This is a genomic window from Pseudomonas sp. AC083 (genome assembly GCF_979253165.1).
Window position 1 is genome coordinate 169,889 of record NZ_CEEDDH010000008.1, and the last position, 19,130, is coordinate 189,018.

Annotated in this window: 15 protein-coding genes; 11 read left to right on the forward strand and 4 right to left on the reverse strand. The window is 58.5% G+C overall.

What is annotated here, in order from left to right:
- Window positions 1-202 precede the first annotated feature (202 nt).
- The 4 genes from AC0IXA_RS14430 to AC0IXA_RS14445 all read left to right on the forward strand — a co-directional run bounded on the left by AC0IXA_RS14430 (window position 203) and on the right by AC0IXA_RS14445 (window position 5,503).
- Window positions 203-1,807, forward strand: coding sequence for a tetratricopeptide repeat-containing response regulator (locus AC0IXA_RS14430; RefSeq protein WP_016773603.1), 1,605 nt, complete (start codon window positions 203-205; stop codon window positions 1,805-1,807).
- Window positions 1,804-2,496 carry a sensor histidine kinase gene (locus AC0IXA_RS14435; protein ID WP_471813618.1) on the forward strand — a complete coding sequence of 231 codons (693 nt, stop codon included), beginning with the start codon at window positions 1,804-1,806 and terminating at the stop codon, window positions 2,494-2,496. Before AC0IXA_RS14430 ends, AC0IXA_RS14435 begins: the two co-directional genes overlap by 4 nt.
- A gap of 307 nt (window positions 2,497-2,803) precedes the next feature.
- Window positions 2,804-4,045, forward strand: a complete 1,242-nt coding sequence (locus AC0IXA_RS14440; RefSeq protein WP_471813675.1) for a glutamine synthetase family protein — start codon at window positions 2,804-2,806, stop codon at window positions 4,043-4,045.
- A 69-nt stretch (window positions 4,046-4,114) separates the two neighbouring features.
- The gene (locus tag AC0IXA_RS14445; protein ID WP_471813620.1) at window positions 4,115-5,503 is read left to right on the forward strand and encodes an MFS transporter; all 1,389 of its coding nucleotides are present in this window, start codon (window positions 4,115-4,117) and stop codon (window positions 5,501-5,503) included.
- Between the two features lie 73 nt (window positions 5,504-5,576).
- On the opposite strand, the gene AC0IXA_RS14450 is transcribed toward AC0IXA_RS14445, so the two are convergent.
- From AC0IXA_RS14450 to flgA, 4 genes are all read right to left on the reverse strand, one after another.
- The gene (locus tag AC0IXA_RS14450) at window positions 5,577-6,323 is read right to left on the reverse strand and encodes a flagellar brake protein (RefSeq protein WP_039757860.1); all 747 of its coding nucleotides are present in this window, start codon (window positions 6,321-6,323) and stop codon (window positions 5,577-5,579) included.
- Window positions 6,324-6,412: 89 nt separating this feature from the next.
- Window positions 6,413-6,880, reverse strand: coding sequence for a flagella synthesis protein FlgN (locus tag AC0IXA_RS14455; RefSeq protein WP_471813622.1), 468 nt, complete (start codon window positions 6,878-6,880; stop codon window positions 6,413-6,415).
- Between the two features lie 48 nt (window positions 6,881-6,928).
- Window positions 6,929-7,255: a flagellar biosynthesis anti-sigma factor FlgM gene (gene flgM, locus AC0IXA_RS14460; protein WP_016773609.1), complete on the reverse strand. Its 327-nt coding sequence runs from the start codon at window positions 7,253-7,255 to the stop codon at window positions 6,929-6,931.
- A 162-nt stretch (window positions 7,256-7,417) separates the two neighbouring features.
- Entirely contained in the window at window positions 7,418-8,179 is a 762-nt protein-coding gene (flgA, locus tag AC0IXA_RS14465) for a flagellar basal body P-ring formation chaperone FlgA (RefSeq protein ID WP_471813625.1), read from the reverse strand.
- A gap of 82 nt (window positions 8,180-8,261) precedes the next feature.
- On the opposite strand from flgA, the gene AC0IXA_RS14470 reads away from it, so the two are divergent.
- From AC0IXA_RS14470 to AC0IXA_RS14500, 7 genes are all read left to right on the forward strand, one after another.
- Window positions 8,262-9,194, forward strand: a complete 933-nt coding sequence (locus AC0IXA_RS14470) for a chemotaxis protein CheV (RefSeq protein WP_016773611.1) — start codon at window positions 8,262-8,264, stop codon at window positions 9,192-9,194.
- Between the two features lie 46 nt (window positions 9,195-9,240).
- A complete protein-coding gene (gene cheR / locus AC0IXA_RS14475; protein ID WP_016773612.1) occupies window positions 9,241-10,068 on the forward strand; it encodes a protein-glutamate O-methyltransferase CheR in 828 nt (275 codons plus the stop codon).
- Between the two features lie 340 nt (window positions 10,069-10,408).
- Entirely contained in the window at window positions 10,409-10,819 is a 411-nt protein-coding gene (gene flgB, locus AC0IXA_RS14480) for a flagellar basal body rod protein FlgB (protein ID WP_016773613.1), read from the forward strand.
- Between the two features lie 3 nt (window positions 10,820-10,822).
- Window positions 10,823-11,266, forward strand: a complete 444-nt coding sequence (gene flgC, locus AC0IXA_RS14485) for a flagellar basal body rod protein FlgC (protein ID WP_016773614.1) — start codon at window positions 10,823-10,825, stop codon at window positions 11,264-11,266.
- Window positions 11,267-11,281: 15 nt separating this feature from the next.
- Window positions 11,282-12,010 carry a flagellar hook assembly protein FlgD gene (flgD, locus tag AC0IXA_RS14490; RefSeq protein ID WP_341638992.1) on the forward strand — a complete coding sequence of 243 codons (729 nt, stop codon included), beginning with the start codon at window positions 11,282-11,284 and terminating at the stop codon, window positions 12,008-12,010.
- A gap of 31 nt (window positions 12,011-12,041) precedes the next feature.
- Window positions 12,042-13,376, forward strand: coding sequence for a flagellar hook protein FlgE (gene flgE, locus AC0IXA_RS14495; protein ID WP_341638993.1), 1,335 nt, complete (start codon window positions 12,042-12,044; stop codon window positions 13,374-13,376).
- A 526-nt stretch (window positions 13,377-13,902) separates the two neighbouring features.
- Window positions 13,903-19,041, forward strand: coding sequence for a beta strand repeat-containing protein (locus AC0IXA_RS14500; RefSeq protein WP_471813629.1), 5,139 nt, complete (start codon window positions 13,903-13,905; stop codon window positions 19,039-19,041).
- Window positions 19,042-19,130 lie beyond the last annotated feature (89 nt).

Consider the following 19,130-nt stretch of genomic DNA (forward strand, 5'->3'; position numbering starts at 1 on the left):
CGTTAATTTCGATCCTCGGACGCTTCGACAATCTCAACGAAGAATCTTGAGCAGCACCCTCAGGCCCCGGGATTTTTGGCCGATAACCCGAACGGTGAGTTCAGACTCCAGCGAAATCGCTTGATGGCGCATGGCCTCCAGCTATCATCTGCGCGCCTGAAATCGCCTCGGTTCGTTTTCTTCAATTGCCTGGAAATCTTCGATGTCGTCGTATCACCAAAAAAGCTTTCTGATCGTCGATGATTTTTCCGATTTCCGCAGTTCCGTGCGTTCGATGTTGCGTGAGCTCGGCGTCAAGGATGTCGATACTGCCGACACTGGGGAGCAGGCGCTGAAGATGTGCTCGCAGAAGTCCTACGATTTCATTCTTCAGGACTTCCACCTCGGCGACGGCAAGAAGAATGGCCAGCAGGTGCTCGAAGACCTGATGTCGGAAAAGCTCATCAGCCACGAAGCCGTTTTCGTCATGGTCACCGCTGAGACCAGTCAGGCGATGGTGCTCAGTGCGCTGGAGCACGAGCCGGATGCGTACCTGACCAAGCCGTTCAACCGTTCCGGACTGGCCCAGCGCCTTGAGCGTCTGGAGCAACGCAAGACCTTGCTCAAACCGATTCTGCAAGCCCTTGATCGCGGTAAGCCGGTCGAGGTGCTCAATGCCTGTATTGCCCTGTGCAAACAGGACATCCGCTATTCGCCGCTGTGCCTGCGCTACCGCGCCGACGCCCTGCGCGACATGAACCAGAACGAAGCGCTGGAGCGGCTCTACGACGGCATCATTGCCGACCGGCCGTTGCCGTGGGCCTTCGCTGGATTGGGCAAGTTGCTGTTCAAGCGCGGGCAGGTGTCGCAGGCCAAAGAGGTCTATGAAAAGGCCTTGAAAGTGTTCCCGATGATGCCGGCGCTGTATGACGGCATGGCTGATGTGCTGGTGGCCGAAGGCGACAGCAAAGGCGCGCAGCGGGTGCTCGAAGAAGCGATCCGTCTGTCGCCGCTGGCGGTGCGCCGCCAGGCTTTGCTCGGCAAACTGGCGATGGCCAACGAAGATTTCGAAACCGCCTCGCGCGCTTATCGTCAGGCCGTGGCGCAGGGCGCGCAGTCGCGTTTCAAGGACCCGGAAAGCAATCTCGGCCTGGCTCATGCGCTGATTAGCAAGGGCAGCGATCGCGGCCTCGACACGCGCACGCGGCTGGAGATCAACACCACCCTCAGTGCCGTGGCCAAGGAGAACCCGAGCGATCCCGGCCTGCAAATTCGCGCGCGGCTGATGAAGGCCACCAGCCTGTTGCTCAACGACGCTGAAACCGCCGACAAACTCACCGAACAAGCACTGATGCGCCTCGATGGCATGGAGCAATTCATGAGCCCCGAGGCGGCGTTGCTGGTGGCCAAGCAGTTGCAGATGCTCGGTCAGGCCGAGGCGGGCACTTCGATGCTCAAGAGCTGCGCGGAGATTTACGGTGATGACCCGGCGGTGATGAAAGACATCGCCAAACTCACCGACGATCCGACCATTCTCAGCTCGAGCAACGCTGCGGCCGATCTCAACCGCCAGGGCGTGCGCGTGTACAAGACCGGCAATCTGGTCGAGGCCCGCGAGGTGTTCCGCAAGGCGCTCAAGCTGCAACCGAAAAACATCAGTATCGCGCTGAACCTGGCCCAGTCGCTGCTGCACGGCACCGACACCAGTGTGCCGTCGGCGGAGCTGGAAGAATGTCGGGCCTGCCTGAAACTGGTGGGCCTGATGCCCGACACCGACGCGCGGTTTGCGCGTTATCAGAAGCTGAAAAGCAAGGCGTTTGGCGAATGAACCCAATTGATCCGGCGCTGGATTTTTCCACGGTGATTGCCTCCACCGTCCACGACATGAAGAACTCCCTGGCCATGCTGATGCAGGCGCACAGCCAATGGCTGGCGCGTCTGCCGAAAGAGCTGCGCGACGGCTCGGAGCAGGGCGTGATCGACTTCGAGTTCGCCCACCTCAACGGCATGCTGGTGCAGTTGCTCGGGCTGTACAAACTCGGCGTCAACCAGTTGCCGCTACAGCCGGCCTATCACGAACTCGACGATTTCATCGAGGCGCAACTGGCCGCGCATCAGGAAGTGTTTGCCAGCCGCGGCATCATCGCCACCTATGAAGTCGATCCGTTGAGCCCGCTGGGTTTCTTCGATCGCGAGCTGACCGCTTCGGTGCTCGGTAACTGCATCAACAATGCGATCCGTTACGCCCGCGAGTCGCTGCTGATTACCGTCAGCGACGAAGCCGGGCAACTGGTGCTGAGCATCAATGACGATGGCGACGGCTATCCAGCAGAGATGCTCGAGCGTCAGGCCGATTATGTGCAGGGCATCAATCACAGCAGCGGCAGCACCGGCCTCGGTCTGTATTTCGCCAATCGCATCGCCGCGCTGCATCAGCGCAACGGCGTGGAAGGGCGCACCGAGATCAGCAATGGCGGGCCGTTGGGTGGTGGGGTATTCAGCCTCTACTTGCCCTGAGGTCTGGTGTAGGAGCTGCCGAAGGCTGCGATCTTTTGATTTTAAAAAGCAAGATCAAAAGATCGCAGCCTCGTTGCACTCGTCAGCTCCTACGGCTCCTGCACAAGATCGGGATTTTTGTGGGCGCTGCTTGATATTCCGAACAGCCGCAGCCTATTTTGTCCGGGTCGCCGTTCGCGGCTCGCACAATAACAAGGATTGCGTCATGACAACCGATGGCCAGGGTTCACTCGCGCAGCGATTGACCGGCATTGATGAGATTGAATGTGTCACCCCGGATCTGAACGGTGTGCCACGGGGCAAGGTGATGACCGCCGCGGGTTTTCTCGAAGGGCGGCGTTTGCAGTTGGCGCGGGGTGTGCTGCTGCAATGCATCATGGGCGGCTATCCGCCGGCGCGGTTCTACGGCAGCGATGACGGCGATCTGGCGCTGGTTGCCGATCCTGCGCAGATTCACCGTTTGCCCTGGAGCGACGAGCCGCGTGCCATGGCGATTTGCGACGCCGACGAACTGAGCGGGGGGAGCTCAAGTCTCTCGACCCGTGGCCAGCTCAAAGCGGTCATCGCCCGTTACGCCGCGCACGGTCTGGCGCCGGTGGTGGCGACCGAACTGGAATTTTTTGTCTTCGCACCGAACACCGATCCGACTCAGCCGTTCCGTCCGCCAGTCGGCCTCGACGGCCGCCGCGAGGATGGCCAGTCGGCGTTCAGCGTCAGTTCCAACAACGGTCTGCGGCCGTTCTTCAGCGAAGTGTATAAATGCATGGCCGCCCTCGGCCTGCCGCGCGACACCTTCATGCATGAAATGGGCGTCAGCCAGTTCGAGATCAATCTGCTGCACGGCGACCCGCTGCTGCTGGCCGATCAGACGTTCCTGTTCAAGCACCTGCTCAAGGAGGTCGCGCTCAAGCATGGCCTGAGCGTGGTGTGCATGGCCAAACCGCTGGCGCATACGCCGGGCAGTTCGATGCATATTCACCAGAGCATCGTTGAGATCGGCAGCGGCAAGAATGTTTTCACTGACTCGAACGGCGAGCCGACGTCGATGTTCCGCCACTTCATCGGCGGGCAACAGGCAGGCCTCGCCGATTTCACCGCACTGTTTGCGCCCAACGTGAATTCCTATCAGCGCCTGTGTCATCCGTACGCGTCGCCGAACAATGCCTGTTGGTCCCATGACAATCGCGCCGCCGGCTTGCGTATTCCCGCCAGCTCACCGGCCGCACGTCGGGTCGAAAACCGCTTGCCGGGCGCCGACGCCAACCCTTATCTGGCGATCGCCGCCAGTCTGGCTGCGGGTTTGCATGGCATCGAGCAAGAGCTGGAGCCGAGTGCAGCGATCCAGGGCGAATTCGCCGTGCCGGATAATCTGACCTTGCCGTGTACCTTGCACGCCGCGCTTGAGCGTCTGAAACGTAGCCAGTTGGCGAGGGAACTGTTCGGGTCGGAGTTCATCGAAGGCTACATCGCTTCGAAGACCATGGAGTTGACCAGTTTCTTTGATGAAATCACTCCCTGGGAGCGCCGTGTGCTGGCCGCCCAGGCCTGACGTATCGCTGCTGCCGGGCAGTCGTTCTGACCGCCCGGTATTTACTGCAAGGAGCCGCTCGGAACGCCGATGCGCCAAATCTGGAAATCCTTTCGAGCACTGTATTTCGCCTCGCTGATGATGTTGATCGGCTCAGGTCTTCTCTCTACTTATCTGGCTTTGCGTCTGGCCGCCGACAACGTCGACGGTTTGTGGGTCGGTGCGCTGATGGCGGCCAACTATTTCGGTCTGGTGCTGGGCGGCAAGATCGGCCATCGCCTGATCGCCCGGGTCGGGCATATCCGTGCCTACTCGGCGTGTGCCGGGATCGTCGGCGCGGCGGTGCTCGGCCATGGACTGGTGGACTGGCTGCCGGCGTGGCTGGTGCTGCGGACGATCGTCGGTCTGGGCATGATGTGTCAGTACATGGTCATCGAGAGCTGGCTCAACGAGCAGGCCGACGCCAATCAGCGCGGGCTGGTGTTCAGCGGTTACATGATCGCCTCGTACCTGGGCCTGGTGCTGGGCCAGCTGATTCTGGTCATGCACCCTGGGCTCGGCCTGGAACTGCTGATGCTGGTGGCGCTGTGCTTTGCCCTGTGTCTGGTACCGGTGACGCTGACCCGGCGGATTCACCCGGCGCCATTGCATCCGGCGCCAATGGAGCCGCGCTTCTTTATCAAGCGCGTGCCGCAATCGCTGAGCACGGTGCTCGGCGCCGGTCTGATCATTGGTTCGTTTTATGGTCTGGCACCGCTGTACGCCTCGCAGCAAGGGCTGTCGACCGAGCAGGTCGGTCTGTTCATGGGTAGCTGCATTTTTGCCGGTTTGCTGGTGCAGTGGCCGTTGGGCTGGTTGTCCGACCGTTATGACCGCGCGCTGCTGATCCGCTGCTTTGCCGGGTTTCTGGCGGTGGCGGCGTTGCCGTTGGCGATCATGCCGCAGGTGCCGCTGGAGGTGTTGTTCGTCGTTGGTTTCTTCTGTTCGCTGGTGCAGTTCTGCCTGTATCCGCTGGCGGTGGCGTTCTCCAATGACCACGTCGAAGGCGATCGCCGGGTGTCGCTGACCGCCATGTTGCTGGTGACTTATGGTGTTGGCGCGAGCATCGGGCCGCTGCTGGCGGGCGTGCTGATGAAGTTTCTCGGCAGTCAGAGCCTGTATGCGTTCTTCAGTTTCTTCGCGTTGGTGCTGGTCTGGCGGATTCGTCCGAAAGCAGTGACCAACCTGCACCAGGTCGACGACGCACCGCTGCATCACGTGGCAATGCCGGACAGCATGTCGAGCTCGCCGCTGGTGGCGGCGCTTGACCCGCGTGTTGATGAGCAGGTGGTGCAGGAGCAGATGGTGCAGGATCCGGCGCCGGTCACTCCTGAGCCTGAGCCTGAGCCCGAAGCGCAGCCGGAAGTAGTCGTTGAAACCGAACTGGACAGCGGCAATGACGATAAGCCTGAGCCGGATATCAGTGGTGGCAGGCCTTGAGCCGAAGATAAACATCGGCGCATAAAAAAGGGCAGCCCTGTGCGGGACTGCCCTTTTTTTTGATCGCTGCGACTCAGAGATCGTCTTTGTCGAAACGCCGTGCTTCACGCTGCAACTGGTAAACAAAACGCTCGACGTTGCGCGCAGCCTGGCCACTGATGTTGTGGAAGCGCAGACCGGCGAAGGTGATGTTGAGTTTTTCTTCGAAATGCAGATAGCGCAGTTCGACCGATGTTGGCTGATTGCCGAACAGCGGCGGGGCGATCAGGCGATCGTAGACCTGGCCCAGTTGCAGGCGATCAGTGATGTCGCCTTCGAAACGGAATTTGCAGCCAGTGGCGGAGATATCCAGCAGCTTGCCGTGCAACGGCGTCTTGAGCTTTTCGCCGCCCAGTTCAACGCTGACCAGATCGGTGAGTTTCAATGCAGCGCGGAAGGCGTTGCGGCGCTGGTGGTAGACCACTTCGCTCGGCAGTTCGCCGGTGTAGAAACGGTCACCGTCGGATTCTTCGATGTTCAGTGTGCCGTTGCATTCCCAGGCAATCCGCACGCCGTCATGAAAGCCTTCGACCTTGAACGGTTCGCCCGCTTGCAGGAAGCGCTCGCCATCGCGCGGAATCATTTCGTCCAGGGCGATCGTTGCGGTTTCGCGGTCGACCTTGATCAGGTAACTCTGAAAGCGCTGGCTGCGTTCATGGAAGGTGATGATCAGCGGATCGTGGCTGTCTTGCAGCTGGCGCAGGTTGCTGGAGATTTCCAGTGGCGTGGTGAGCACCTTCGGAGGCTGCGGAGCATCATCCGCGCTTAGGGTGTTGGACACGGTTCTTCAATCTCCAGACAAAATAAGACGACTGGCCAGCATTTTGCCAGCATGTTGCGCAAGTGGATAGTGCAGGGCCAGCGAATGGCTCATGCCTGGCTGAGCGTTCGCGGCTTGACCGGTTTGGCAAAGGTCCCGCTGGCGTCGTACAGCGCTGGCGGCTCACCGCCGGTGAGGATCTTCAGCTGGTTGGCCGTAGTCGCCTGCTGGATCTGGATCGACTGGCCGTTCTTGATGTTGGCCGCCTGGCATTGGGCGATCAGCGCGGTCAGGGCGTCGCCCTGGGTCAGCAACTGGTCGCCAATGCTCGACTGGCTGGCCAGTTGCTCAAGACCTGTGCGATCGGTCGGCAGGTTGAGGCTGGCGAGGATTTCGCTGCGCTTGCGGCCATGCTGCTCGAGCAGAATGATCAACGCTTGCTTGGTCGCCAGAATTTCTTCCAGCAACGGCATGTCGCGACCATGCAAAGCGAGGGATTCGGTTTGCAATAAGTCCAGCAATTGTTGCGCTGGAGCAAAGTCGTCGTTGATCAATTGCAATAAGTTAGTGTCGTGCATGGCTGGCCTTGGGGTTTAAGCGTCCAAAAGCCTGGCGCCGGCAAAAGCCTAGCGCTGGGCTTCGAAGTTGAGCAGTTTGCTGGCTACACGGTTGCTGTCGACTTTATAGCTGCCATCGGCGATCGCGGCTTTCAACTCGGCCACACGGGCTTTGTCGACAGCAGGCTGATCGCGCAGCTTGTCAGTGACCTTCTGCAACTGTTGAGCCTCATTGCTGAGGTGTACCGACTCCCCGCTTTTGGCGACATTGGCCTGTTCGGCCTGGGTATTCAGCGGCGCGGAGGGGCTGTTTTCAGCGCTTTCCTTGGCGTTGCTGGTACGTGTGCTGCCGGTTAGTGACGAGGAACTGTTCAATCGGTTGAAATCGATAACCATGATAAAAAACCTCTGGGAATTTGGACGCTTGCCATGTTTTCGGCTATCCCCTGAAAAACTTTAGGCCCAATCAACCATAAGCTTGCATGCGCCGTTGCGAGACCTGCTGCGGCACAGTTTAGGGAAGCGACGGGATCGGCGCCAGTTTTCTCCACGAGGCTTTTACATGGCCACTTCGACCTGTCCCGGCGCAATCACCTGCGCCTTGATAACTCTTTGAGAATTAAGGTTTTTTACTCGAATCTGTTCTTTCATGCCGCCATTGGAGAGCGCTTCCCCCGGCATGCGTACGGCAAGGGTGCCGCTGCGCGCAGTGATCACCACCTGGTCACCCTTGCGCACCACTTCGGCCTGTTCCAGATGCACCAGGGTGATGACCTGATCGGCGACCGTTGGTCGGGTAAGTTTCTGCCCGATCGCTTCGTCGACCGAGGTCAGGAAACCCTGGTTGATCGTGCTGATGTCGCGCTCGCGCAAGGTCACATCCTGCGGCTCGATAATGCCGGCGCGTTTCAGCGGGCGAGTGGTCGTCACGATCTCGCGAAACAGGCGGACTTGAGCGGGTACGAACACCGTCCACGGCGAACTGCCTTCGCAGCGAACCTTCACCGTGACGCGGCCCAGCGGGCGTGCCGGGCTCTCCAGTGTGGCTGTCAATTCCTTGTCGCACATGGGCATGCGCATGCGCGGGTCGAGCTGGTTGACTTCGATTTCGTAGCGGCCTTCGGTTTGACTGGAAGCCAAATAGTCTTCTACGGTGAATTCAAGAAAGCCCTGAGTCACGCCGATAAGCATATCAGGCAAGGTAACCGCATCTGCATGGGCAGGACTGCCAGCAAGCAAGCAGCAAACGGCGGACACCGCGCAAAGCCCTTTGCGAAGGGAGGATGTCAGGCGTCGGGAAAATGTCGTTTGAGCGTTCATACGAGTTAAAAAGCAAGCGCCGTGCCGTTTAGCAATGAATGTGCGTCGCAACAACACTTGGCGTTGGTGTAGGAGTCTGGGCATGGCTGGTGTAATGGATTCGGTGAACCAGCGCACGCAACTGGTAGGGCAGAATCGCCTCGAGCTGCTGTTGTTCCGTCTCGACGGGCCGCAGCTCTACGGGATCAACGTGTTCAAGGTACGGGAAGTGTTGCAGTGCCCGTCCCTGACGTTGATGCCCAAATCCAGTCCTGTCGTGTGCGGGGTAGCGAATATACGGGGAGCGACCATTCCGATCCTGGATCTGGCAATGGCAACGGGCTCCGGTGCGTTGAAAGACAAGAACAGTCCGTTCGTGATCATCACGGAGTACAACACCAAGACCCAGGGTTTCCTGGTCCGCTCGGTGGAGCGCATCGTCAACATGAACTGGGAAGAGATCCATCCGCCACCCAAGGGTACCGGTCGCGATCACTACCTGACCGCTGTGACGCGGGTTGACAATCAGTTGGTCGAAATCATCGACGTCGAGAAGGTGCTGGCCGAAGTGGCGCCGACGCCGGAAGCGATTTCGGTGGGCGTGGTCGATGTCGAGACGCAGACCAAGGCGTTGTCGCTGCGGGTGCTGACGGTCGATGACTCGTCGGTGGCGCGCAAGCAGGTCACGCGTTGTCTGCAGACCATCGGTGTCGAAGTGGTGGCGCTGAACGACGGCAAGCAGGCGCTGGATTACCTGCGCAAGCTGGTCGACGAGGGCAAGAAGCCGGAAGAAGAGTTCCTGATGATGATTTCCGACATCGAGATGCCGGAGATGGACGGGTACACCCTGACGGCGGAAATCCGCGGCGACGCACGCATGCAAAAGCTCCATATCATCCTGCATACTTCGTTGTCGGGGGTATTCAATCAGGCGATGGTCAAGAAAGTCGGTGCTGATGACTTCCTGGCCAAATTCCGTCCTGATGACCTCGCATCCCGGGTAGTCGACCGGATCAAAGCAGCAGATATCAGCTAGGGGCCTTCTGCCCCTGGCGGTCAACACGATTTAAGAGGCGGCATCATTGTCTACGGGTAATTTGGATTTCGAACAGTTCCGGGTCTTCCTGGAAAAAGCCTGTGGCATTCTGCTCGGTGAAAACAAGCAGTATCTGGTCTCGAGCCGTCTCAACAAACTGATGGAGCAGCAAGGCATCAAGTCCCTGGGTGAGCTGGTGCAGCGCATCCAGACCCAGCCGCGCAGCGGTTTGCGCGAGCAGGTGGTCGATGCCATGACGACCAACGAAACCCTGTGGTTTCGCGACACCTATCCGTTTGAAGTCTTGAAGAACAAGGTACTGCCGGAAGCGATCAAGGCCAGCCCCAACCAGCGTCTGCGGATCTGGTCGGCGGCCTGCTCGTCGGGACAGGAACCGTACTCGCTGTCGATGTCGATCGACGAGTTCGAGCGCAGCAACCTGGGTCAGTTGAAGATGGGCGTGCAGATCGTTGCCACCGATCTGTCGGGCCTGATGCTCAACAACTGCAAGACCGGCGAGTACGACAGCCTGGCGATCGGTCGCGGTCTGTCGCCGGAACGCCTGCAACGCTACTTCGACCCGAAAGGGCCGGGGCGCTGGGTGGTCAAGGCGCCGATCAAGAGCCGGGTGGAATTCCGCTCGTTCAACCTGCTCGACAGTTACGCAGCGCTGGGCAAGTTCGACATCGTGTTCTGCCGCAACGTGTTGATCTACTTCTCTGCCGAAGTGAAGAAGGACATCCTGTTGCGCATTCACAGCACGTTGAAGCCGGGCGGGTACCTGTTCCTTGGCGCTTCGGAAGCGCTGAACGGATTGCCGGATCATTACCAGATGGTTCAGTGCAGCCCGGGGATTATCTACAAAGCGAAATAAGCGGTCAGCGGCAATACAAAAAACGGGAGGCCTTCAAAGCCTCCCGTTTTTTTACCTGACACCGCACCCTGTGTAGGAGCTGCCGAAGGCTGCGATCTTTTGATTGTTGCTTTTAAGGGCCAAGATCAAAAGATCGCAGCCTTCGGCAGCTCCTACAGGTTCGGTGTTGGCAGGCGACAGCGGCAGAAAAGCGGCATCCGGCGGTAACCGGTTGCCGCTTTTCTGGCATTGCCGCTTTGCCTGTCCGGCGCAAAGCCCCGGAATACGGGGGGTTCTTCCATTTGGCACGGCGCTTGCTAAAGCTCAGATACGAAAAACCGGTCACCTGAAGGTTCCCGACATGAGCATCAGCTTCGACAAAGCGCTGGGCATTCACGAAAAGGCATTGGGCTTCCGCGCCCAGCGTGCCGAAGTGCTGGCCAACAACATCGCCAACGCCGACACCCCGAACTACAAGGCGCGGGATCTGGATTTCTCCAAAGTGCTCGAAGCACAGACCGAGAAGACCAAGACCGGCGGCCACTTTGCCCTGAACATGACCAACAGCCGGCACATTGAGGCTGAAGGGCTGGGCAATGGCGACGAGTCGCTGATGTATCGCACGCCGATGCAGCCTTCGATCGACCAGAACACCGTCGACGCTCAACTGGAACAGTCCAACTACGCGGAAAACGCCGTCGGCTTCCAGGCCAGCTTCACCTTGCTCAACAGCAAATTCAAAGGGCTGGTGTCAGCCCTGCGCGGAGAATAATCCATGTCCCTGTCCAGCGTTTTCAACATTGCCGGCAGCGGCATGAGCGCGCAGACCACGCGTCTGAACACCGTGGCTTCGAACATCGCCAACGCCGAAACCGTTTCGTCGAGCATCGACCAGACCTACCGCGCGCGCCATCCGGTATTCGCCACCATGTTCCAGGGCGGCCAGGCCGGCGGCAGCAATTCGCTGTTCCAGAACCAGGACGCGGCCGGGCAGGGCGTGCAGGTGCTCGGCGTCGTCGAAGACCAGAGCAACCTCGAAGCGCGCTACGAGCCGAACCATCCGGCCGCCGACGCCAAGGGCTACGTCTACTACCCGAACGTCAACGTGGTGGAAGAAATGGCTGACATGATTTCTGCGAGCCGCTCGTTCCAGACCAACGCGGAAATGATGAACACCGCCAAAACCATGATGCAGAAGGTACTGACCCTCGGTCAGTAATAAGGGGCGACTGCCATGAGCGTTACGGATACCACCAGCAGCCTGAGCATGAACGACATCCTGGCCAACTCGTCGAAGAAGGCCAGCAGCACTACGTCGGGCGGCATCGCTTCGGCGACCAACAGTGCCACCGGCGGCCAGGCGCTGGGCAAGGATGCTTTCCTGCAATTGCTGGTCACCCAGCTGAAAAACCAGAACCCGCTCGACCCGCAGGACAACAGCGCGTTCGTTGCGCAACTGGCGCAGTTCAGCAGCCTTGAAGGCATCACCACGCTGAACTCCACCGTCAGCGGCCTTGCCGGCAACTACAACTCGTCGCAAGCGCTGCAGGCTTCGTCGCTGGTCGGTCGCAACGTGATCGTGCAGACCAACACCGCGCAGCTCGATGACCCGAGCAAAGGCCTGACCGGTTCTGTCAGCGTGCCGTCGTCGATTGCCGGAGGCACCGTGACCATTACCGACAAGGACGGCAAGACCGTGCGCACCATCGACCTGGGCAGCCGCGCTGCCGGCGATGCCAGTTTCACTTGGGACGGCAAGGACACCGCCGGCACCGTGGTTCCGGTCGGCACTTACACGTTCAAGGCCAGCGCACCGATCAACGGCACCGCGACCGACCTGGCGACCTACCTGCCGGCGACCGTCAACAGCGTGACGATCAGCCAGACCGGTGGCGAGCTGATGCTCAACCTGGCCGGCAAGGGCACCGTTGCCCTGTCCAAAGTACAAACCATTGGTATATAGAGCCGACTAACCCGGCACGAAGGAGTGGAACATGTCTTTTAACATCGGCCTTAGCGGTCTCTATGCCGCCAACAAACAACTCGACGTAACCGGCAACAACATCGCCAACGTCGCCACCGCCGGTTTCAAATCCTCGCGCGCAGAATTCGAAGACGTCTATTCGTCGACTCGTCTGGGCAGCGGCAGCAAAGTGATCGGCAACGGCGTGCGCCTGGCCAACGTTTCCCAGCAGTTCACCCAAGGTGACATCAACAACACTGGCAACGTGCTGGACATGGGCATCAACGGCTCCGGCTTCTTCACCATGAGCAACAACGGCTCGATCTCGTACACCCGTGCCGGTACGTTCAAGGTCGACAACGCCGGTTACATCACCAACACCGACTACACCTCGCGTCTGCAGGGTTACGGTGTGGATGCCAACGGCAAGATCATCAACGGTGTGTTGACCGATCTGAAGATCGACACCTCGAACCTGGCGCCGAAATCGACTTCGGCGGTGACTTCGAGCATCAACCTGAATTCGTCCGCCACTAAAATCATCGACACGGGCGCCACCCCCGTGGTGTTCGATCCGTCCAAGCCTGAGACTTACACCAAATCTTTCAGCACCCCGATCTATGACACGCAGGGCAACGCGCATGTTATGGATCAGTATGTAGTGAAGACCGGTGATAACGTCTGGAAGGTGTACACCTTGGTTGACGGCCGTAACCCGGATGCTACCGGTAGCGATCCAACCAAGACTCCACCAGTGGCTTCAACACTGACGTTCGACAGTTCCGGCAAGTTGCTTCAGGTCAGTACGCCTAATCCGGCAGACCCGACCAATCCGATTATCAGCAGTGATTTGACCCTGAATAACTGGGTGCCAGGCACCGTGACCAATGGTAATTTCACGCCTAATGGCGCTTCGGCCAACCCGAATGGCGTGACCATTTCGATGGCCAAGACCACGCAGTACAACGCTGATACCTCGCGCACGATTCCGACTCAGGATGGTTACGCCACCGGCCAGATCACCAACCTGACGATCGATGGCACCGGTACGCTGTTCGCCAACTTCAGCAACAACCAGAGCAAGGCGATTGGTCAGGTTGCACTGGCCAGTTTCACCAACGAACAGGGCTTGCAGGCTGTCGGTGGCACTAGCTGGAAAGAGACTTTCGCTTCGGGTATTCCGGGCTACGACGCGCCGAAGACTGGTACGTTGGGTGAGGTGGTGTCCAACTCGCTGGAAGAGTCGAACGTTAACCTGACCAACGAGCTGGTTGATCTGATCAAAGGTCAGAGCAACTATCAGGCGAACGCCAAGACCATTTCGACTCAGAGCACGATTATGCAGACCATTATTCAGATGACCTGATTGATCTATTGGCTCTGCATCACTAAAAACCGACGTCCTGAGGCGTCGGTTTTTTTGTGCGCGCTAGCACGCTGCGCATCGATTTTTTTACCGTTCGTCGTCTGGGGTGGTGTGGAAATTGCTGCGTCTGCGGACTAGAGCAGCCACCGTCAAACTTTCGACCGGTGTTCGTCACGGTGTGGCAGTAGGCTGCGCCGACATGGAGGTCATCAACGCTCTAGGATGGAGTACCTGTGAACAATCTCAAAGCTGTCCGTGCGCCGATCCAGGTGCTGCAACTGACAAGCCATAGGCCCGCCGAGCAGGCAGAGCCAGTGAATCCTTCCTGCGTAATCAGATTTCGTTGCCTATCGGGCTGGTCGCTGGTGTCGCGTGTACGCACCGTTGCTCGTCGTACCGCATCGAAGGCGCTGCCTTGCCTGCTCAATACAACACGTAACAATGCCCAGTGCATGCTCAGAGAGGGGCGACCCCGGAGCGCCTGGCGTCTTAGCGCAGTTTCCGACACACACACAAGGAAGATGTAATGGCAGTTATATATGGCACCAACGCTGCGGATACCCTGTTGGGTACCGCTGGTGATGATCAGATTCGGGGCTATGCCGGGGATGACGTGTTAAATGGCGGCGCTGGTAACGATGTATTGATGGGTGGGGAAGGGGCCGACCAGATCAACGGCGGTTCGGGAGTTGATATAGCCAGTTATGAGGATGTGACTAATGTCATTTCGGTAACGCTGAATCTCAAGACAGGTGTGCACACCGGCGCCGCCAAGGGCGATACGTTCACCGATATCGAAGTGTTTCGGGGTACGAACTGGGCGGACACTTTCGTCAGTGGTTCCGGAGCCGACACCTTTGATGGTCTTCAGGGAAATGACACGCTTAGCTACGCAACATCTGACCAGGCTATCAATATTTTTTTCTCTGTCGGGGCTGCTGGCACGGGTACCGGTGGGGACGCCCAAGGCGATTCATTCACCAATGTTGAAACCATTGTCGGTTCGGCATTCAACGATACCTTCACCCTCACCGGCGGTGGGCTGACGCTTAACGGCGGGGCCGGCAACGACGTTTACATAATCAACGGCAATACCAACGCCAGCATCATCGAAGCAGCAGGCGGCGGTGACGATGAGGTTCGCACCACGCAAAACACTGCTTATCTGGCGGTAAACGTCGAGCGTCTGACCTTTACCGGCACGGGTAACTTCAAAGGCGTTGGCAACGCCGGCGACAATGTCATCACCGGAGGGGCAGGTGACGATGTCTTGACGGGTGGCGCAGGTGCCGACCAATTGTCGGGAGGGGCCGGTTTCGATATCGCAAGTTATGAAGAAGTGGTCAATGGCGTTCCCGTGACACTGAACCTCAAGACCGGGGTCAACACAGGCATTGCGCTAGGCGACAGTTACTTCGGCATCGAACTCTACAAAGGTACGAATTACGGCGATACCTTTGTCAGTGGCGCGGCAGCCGATAACTTCGACGGTCTGCAGGGCGCGGATACGCTCAGCTATTCGACGTCGGATCAGGCCGTCCACATTCTGTCCTCCGTTGGCGGTGCAGGTACCGGTACTGGCGGAGATGCACAGGGGGACTCGTTCACCAATGTTGAAACGATTGTCGGTTCAGCGTTCAACGATACCTTCACCCTGACCGGCGGCGGACTGACACTTAACGGCGGGGCGGGTAACGATGTTTACATAATCAGCGGCAACACTAACGCTGGCATCATTGAAGTGGCAGGCGGCGGCGACGATGAGGTGCGCACCACACAAAACACCGCATATCTGGCGGCAAATGTCGAACGCCTGACCTTTACGGGGGGCGGGAACTTCAAGGGCACCGGTAACGCTGGTGACAACATCATTACGGGCGGCGCGGGTGACGACGTATTGATCGGGGGGGCAGGTGCAGATCAATTGAATGGTGGTGCCGGCTTCGATACCGCCAGTTATGAAGATGTTGTTAATGGCGTCGGTGTGACGCTCAATCTCAAGACCGGCAGTAATACCGGCATTGCCTTGGGAGACAGCTACTCCGGTATCGAACTCTACAAGGGAACGAACTACACAGACACGTTTGTCAGCGGTGCGGCTGCCGATGCCTTCGATGGGCTTCAGGGTAGCGACACCCTGGACTATTCGACCTCTGCCGAGGCCATAAACATTCTTTCGTCCATTGCTGGAGCCGGTACTGGCTCTGGCGGCGATGCCCAAGGTGACTCGTTCACCAATGTCGAAACCATCGTCGGCACGGTATTCAACGATACGTTCACCCTCACCGGCGGTGGACTGGTGCTCAACGGCGGTGCGGGCGACGATGTTTATGTTTTAAACAACAATGCCAACGGCGTCATCATCGAAACAGCTGGCGGTGGTATCGACCAACTCTTCACCAATAAAGTCGACATGACGCTGGCTGCCAACGTTGAACGCCTCACTTACACCGGTACCGGCAACTTCACGGGGCGGGGCAATGCCGGAGATAACGTTATTACCGGCGGCAGCGGCAACGATGTGTTGATCGGCGGAGCAGGGGCAGATCAGCTCATCGGCGGCGCCGGTCTGGACACTGCCAGCTATGAAGATGAAAGGACCGGTGCTGGTGTGACCCTAAATCTGAAGACTGGCGTGCACACGGGCATGGCTCAGGGAGACACTTTCGAGAGCATCGAGGCAATCCGGGGTTCGGCCTATGGCGATACTTTCTTCGCCGGTACTGGAGCCGACACGCTGGATGGCGCGGGTGGTCTGGACAAGCTGGATTACGCGGATTCGTCCCAAGCCATCAGCCTGTCCATTGCCAACGGTGCCGGCACTGGCTCGGGTGGTGACGCGCAAGGCGACCAGTTCAGCAATATGGAGTGGATTGGTGGCTCGGCCTATGCAGACCGGTTCTCAGCGACTGCTGGAACAATCACCGTCAGTGGCGGGGCGGGCGACGACGTTTACGTCGTCGATGCCAGCGGGGTGATCAACGCCATCGAAGTTGCGGGAGGGGGTGATGATGAGATACGTACCAGTCAGGCCAGTGGTGTGCTGGGGGCGGAAATCGAACGATTGACCTATACCGGCAGCGGCAACTTCACCGGGCGGGGCAATGCCAGTGACAACGTCATCACCGGCGGTGCGGGTAACGATGTGCTCATGGGGGGAGCGGGCGCTGACCAGTTCATTGGCGGGAGTGGTATCGACACTGTCAGCTATGAGGATGACCCCACTAAAGCAGGGGTAACCGTCGACCTGAAGAATGGCGTTCATACAGGGATAGCTGCCGGTGATACCTTCTCCGGCATTGAAGGTTTCCGTGGTTCAGCCAATGGCGATACGTTTGTCGCCAGTCTTGCGGTCGATACCCTTGATGGCGCTGGCGGCATCGACAAACTGGATTACTCCAGTTCCGCCCAGGCCATCACCCTGTCCGTTACCAATGGCGGCGGCGTTGGAGTGGGCGGCGATGCTCAGGGCGACGTGTTCAGCAACTTCGAGAACATCATCGGTACAGCTCAGGATGATCAGTTCACCCTCGCAGCGGGCTCGATGACGTTTGCCGGGGGGGCAGGTAACGATGTCTACATCGTTAACGGCACGGGTGCATTGACTGTCATCGAGACCGTCGACGGTGGCTATGATGAAGTGCGCACCAGCCAGGCCAGCGCTACATTAAGCGCTGGCGTAGAGCGCCTGACCTATACCGGAACAGGGACCGGCAACTTCACGGGGAGAGGTAACGCCAGTGATAACGTCATCACTGGCGGTAGCGGCAATGACGTACTCATGGGCGGTGGCGGTGCCGATCAATTGATCGGCGGCGCCGGTAATGACACTGTCAGTTACGAGGATGATTACAGTGGCGTCGGCGTGACGCTGAACTTCAAGACCGGCGTACACACCGGGATTGCCGCCGGAGACACCTTTTCCGGAATCGAGACGTTCCGGGGCTCCTCCTCCAACGACACTTTCGTTGCAAGTGTCCAGGCCGATGTGTTTGACGGCGCGGGCGGCACCGCTGACAAGCTGGACTATTCCGGATCTGCTCAAGGTGTCGTTTTGACGGTCGCCAACAATGCGGGGTCAGGGGTTGGCGGTGATGCGCAAGGCGATGTGTTCAGCAATTTCGAGAACATTGTCGGGACTGCTCTGGATGATCAGTTCACAGTCACTGCCGGTACGATGAACTTTACCGGCGGACTGGGCAATGACGTCTACTTTGCCACGGGCACCGGTTCGGTTCTGGTCACTGAGCTGGCGGGAGAGGGTGATGATGAGGTACGCACCAATCAAGTCAGTTACACCTTGAACGCCGAAGTAGAACGGTTGACCTATACGGGAACGGGCAACTTTACCGGCCACGGCAATGTGGGCGACAACATCATCACCGGAGGGGCAGGCAATGACGTCCTGTTTGGTGGTCTAGGGGCGGATCAATTGATTGGCGGTGCAGGTTTCGACATTGCCAGTTATGCCGATGGCGGCATGGCGATTGTCAGCACTAAAACTGGCGTTGCCAATGGAGGCTCGGCAGCAGGGGATACCTATAGCAGTATTGAGCAGATAAACGGCTCCAATGCCGGCGATATTTTCATCGGCGGCGCGGGTGCGGATCGCTTCGATGGCGGTGCCGGTGTCGACTTCCTCAGCTTTGCCTATGAAACCGAGGGTGTCACCTTCAATCTCGGCGCTCCGCCTTTGACCGGTGTGGGGGCAGGTGACGTGTACACCTCGATCGAGGCTTTCCTGGGTTCCAACTATGCGGACACCTTTACCGGCAGCACTGCAGCAGCTGAAAGCTTCGTAGGTGGAGGCGGTGCGGACGTGCTGTTCGGCGTCGGACGCGGCGATGCGGCCTGGTATGTCAACAGTTCGGCAGCCGTGCAGGTCAACCTGTTGACCGGTGCAGGCATCGGAGGTGATGCCGAGGGGGATGTGTTGAGCAACATCGACAACCTGGTCGGTTCTGCATTCAGCGATACGCTGACAGGTAACGCGCTAGCTAACATGATCGAAGGCGGAGACGGAAACGATATCATTGACGGTGGCGACGGCAACGACATTCTGTACGGCAATAGCTTCACCATCACGGGGGCGTTGACTGGCCAGCCTGCTACCGACAACCAGGCAGACATTATTCATGGTGGCAACGGTAACGACTACATTGCAGGTTACGTACTTGATGCAGGATCGCTTTACTACGGCGACGGCGGTAATGACCGGATTACTGTCGTGTCCGCGATTGCAGACGGTGGCGACGGCGATGATGAGTTAATAGCCATCGGCAATGGTTATGAACTACATGGCGGTGCAGGAAACGACAAACTCTATCTGAGCGCTTCGGGTGATGGCTATGGTGGTGAAGGAAGCGATCAGTATTTCGTCGCCTCGAAGACCATGGTGGCGATTTTCGATGACGGGGTTACCGGTACTGACACTGTTACCCTGAGGAATATTCAGACTTTCAATGATGTTGTACTCAAATCGAATGACTTGGGGGTCTACATTTTCAATCGCGCCGATGTCGAAAGTGGCAATCTCAACTCCGGTGTCTTCCTCAAAGACTGGAATGCCGGCGCCAACAACATTGAAAAGTTCTACACCAACAACGGTGAGTCCTTCACTATTCCTGTCGTAGGGCAGGCAATGACGGAGTCATTCGCAGTTTGACGAAGGCGTTGTAACCCAGATAACGGTGAAGCCTGAACTCAGGTTTCGCCGTTTTTTTCGGCTACGATATTTGCCACGGATAAAGAAAA

What these genes read in the sequence shown, in the direction of transcription:
- AC0IXA_RS14430 (WP_016773603.1), top strand. Translation starts at nt 203, where the DNA reads ATGTCGTCGTATCACCAAAAAAGCTTTCTGATCGTCGATGATTTTTCC.
- AC0IXA_RS14435 (WP_471813618.1), top strand. Translation starts at nt 1,804, where the DNA reads ATGAACCCAATTGATCCGGCGCTGGATTTTTCCACGGTGATTGCCTCC.
- AC0IXA_RS14440 (WP_471813675.1), top strand. Translation starts at nt 2,804, where the DNA reads ATGACCGCCGCGGGTTTTCTCGAAGGGCGGCGTTTGCAGTTGGCGCGG.
- AC0IXA_RS14445 (WP_471813620.1), top strand. Translation starts at nt 4,115, where the DNA reads ATGCGCCAAATCTGGAAATCCTTTCGAGCACTGTATTTCGCCTCGCTG.
- AC0IXA_RS14455 (WP_471813622.1), bottom strand. Translation starts at nt 6,880, where the DNA reads ATGCACGACACTAACTTATTGCAATTGATCAACGACGACTTTGCTCCA.
- flgM (WP_016773609.1), bottom strand. Translation starts at nt 7,255, where the DNA reads ATGGTTATCGATTTCAACCGATTGAACAGTTCCTCGTCACTAACCGGC.
- flgA (WP_471813625.1), bottom strand. Translation starts at nt 8,179, where the DNA reads ATGAACGCTCAAACGACATTTTCCCGACGCCTGACATCCTCCCTTCGC.
- AC0IXA_RS14470 (WP_016773611.1), top strand. Translation starts at nt 8,262, where the DNA reads ATGGCTGGTGTAATGGATTCGGTGAACCAGCGCACGCAACTGGTAGGG.
- flgB (WP_016773613.1), top strand. Translation starts at nt 10,409, where the DNA reads ATGAGCATCAGCTTCGACAAAGCGCTGGGCATTCACGAAAAGGCATTG.
- flgC (WP_016773614.1), top strand. Translation starts at nt 10,823, where the DNA reads ATGTCCCTGTCCAGCGTTTTCAACATTGCCGGCAGCGGCATGAGCGCG.
- flgD (WP_341638992.1), top strand. Translation starts at nt 11,282, where the DNA reads ATGAGCGTTACGGATACCACCAGCAGCCTGAGCATGAACGACATCCTG.
- flgE (WP_341638993.1), top strand. Translation starts at nt 12,042, where the DNA reads ATGTCTTTTAACATCGGCCTTAGCGGTCTCTATGCCGCCAACAAACAA.
- AC0IXA_RS14500 (WP_471813629.1), top strand. Translation starts at nt 13,903, where the DNA reads ATGGCAGTTATATATGGCACCAACGCTGCGGATACCCTGTTGGGTACC.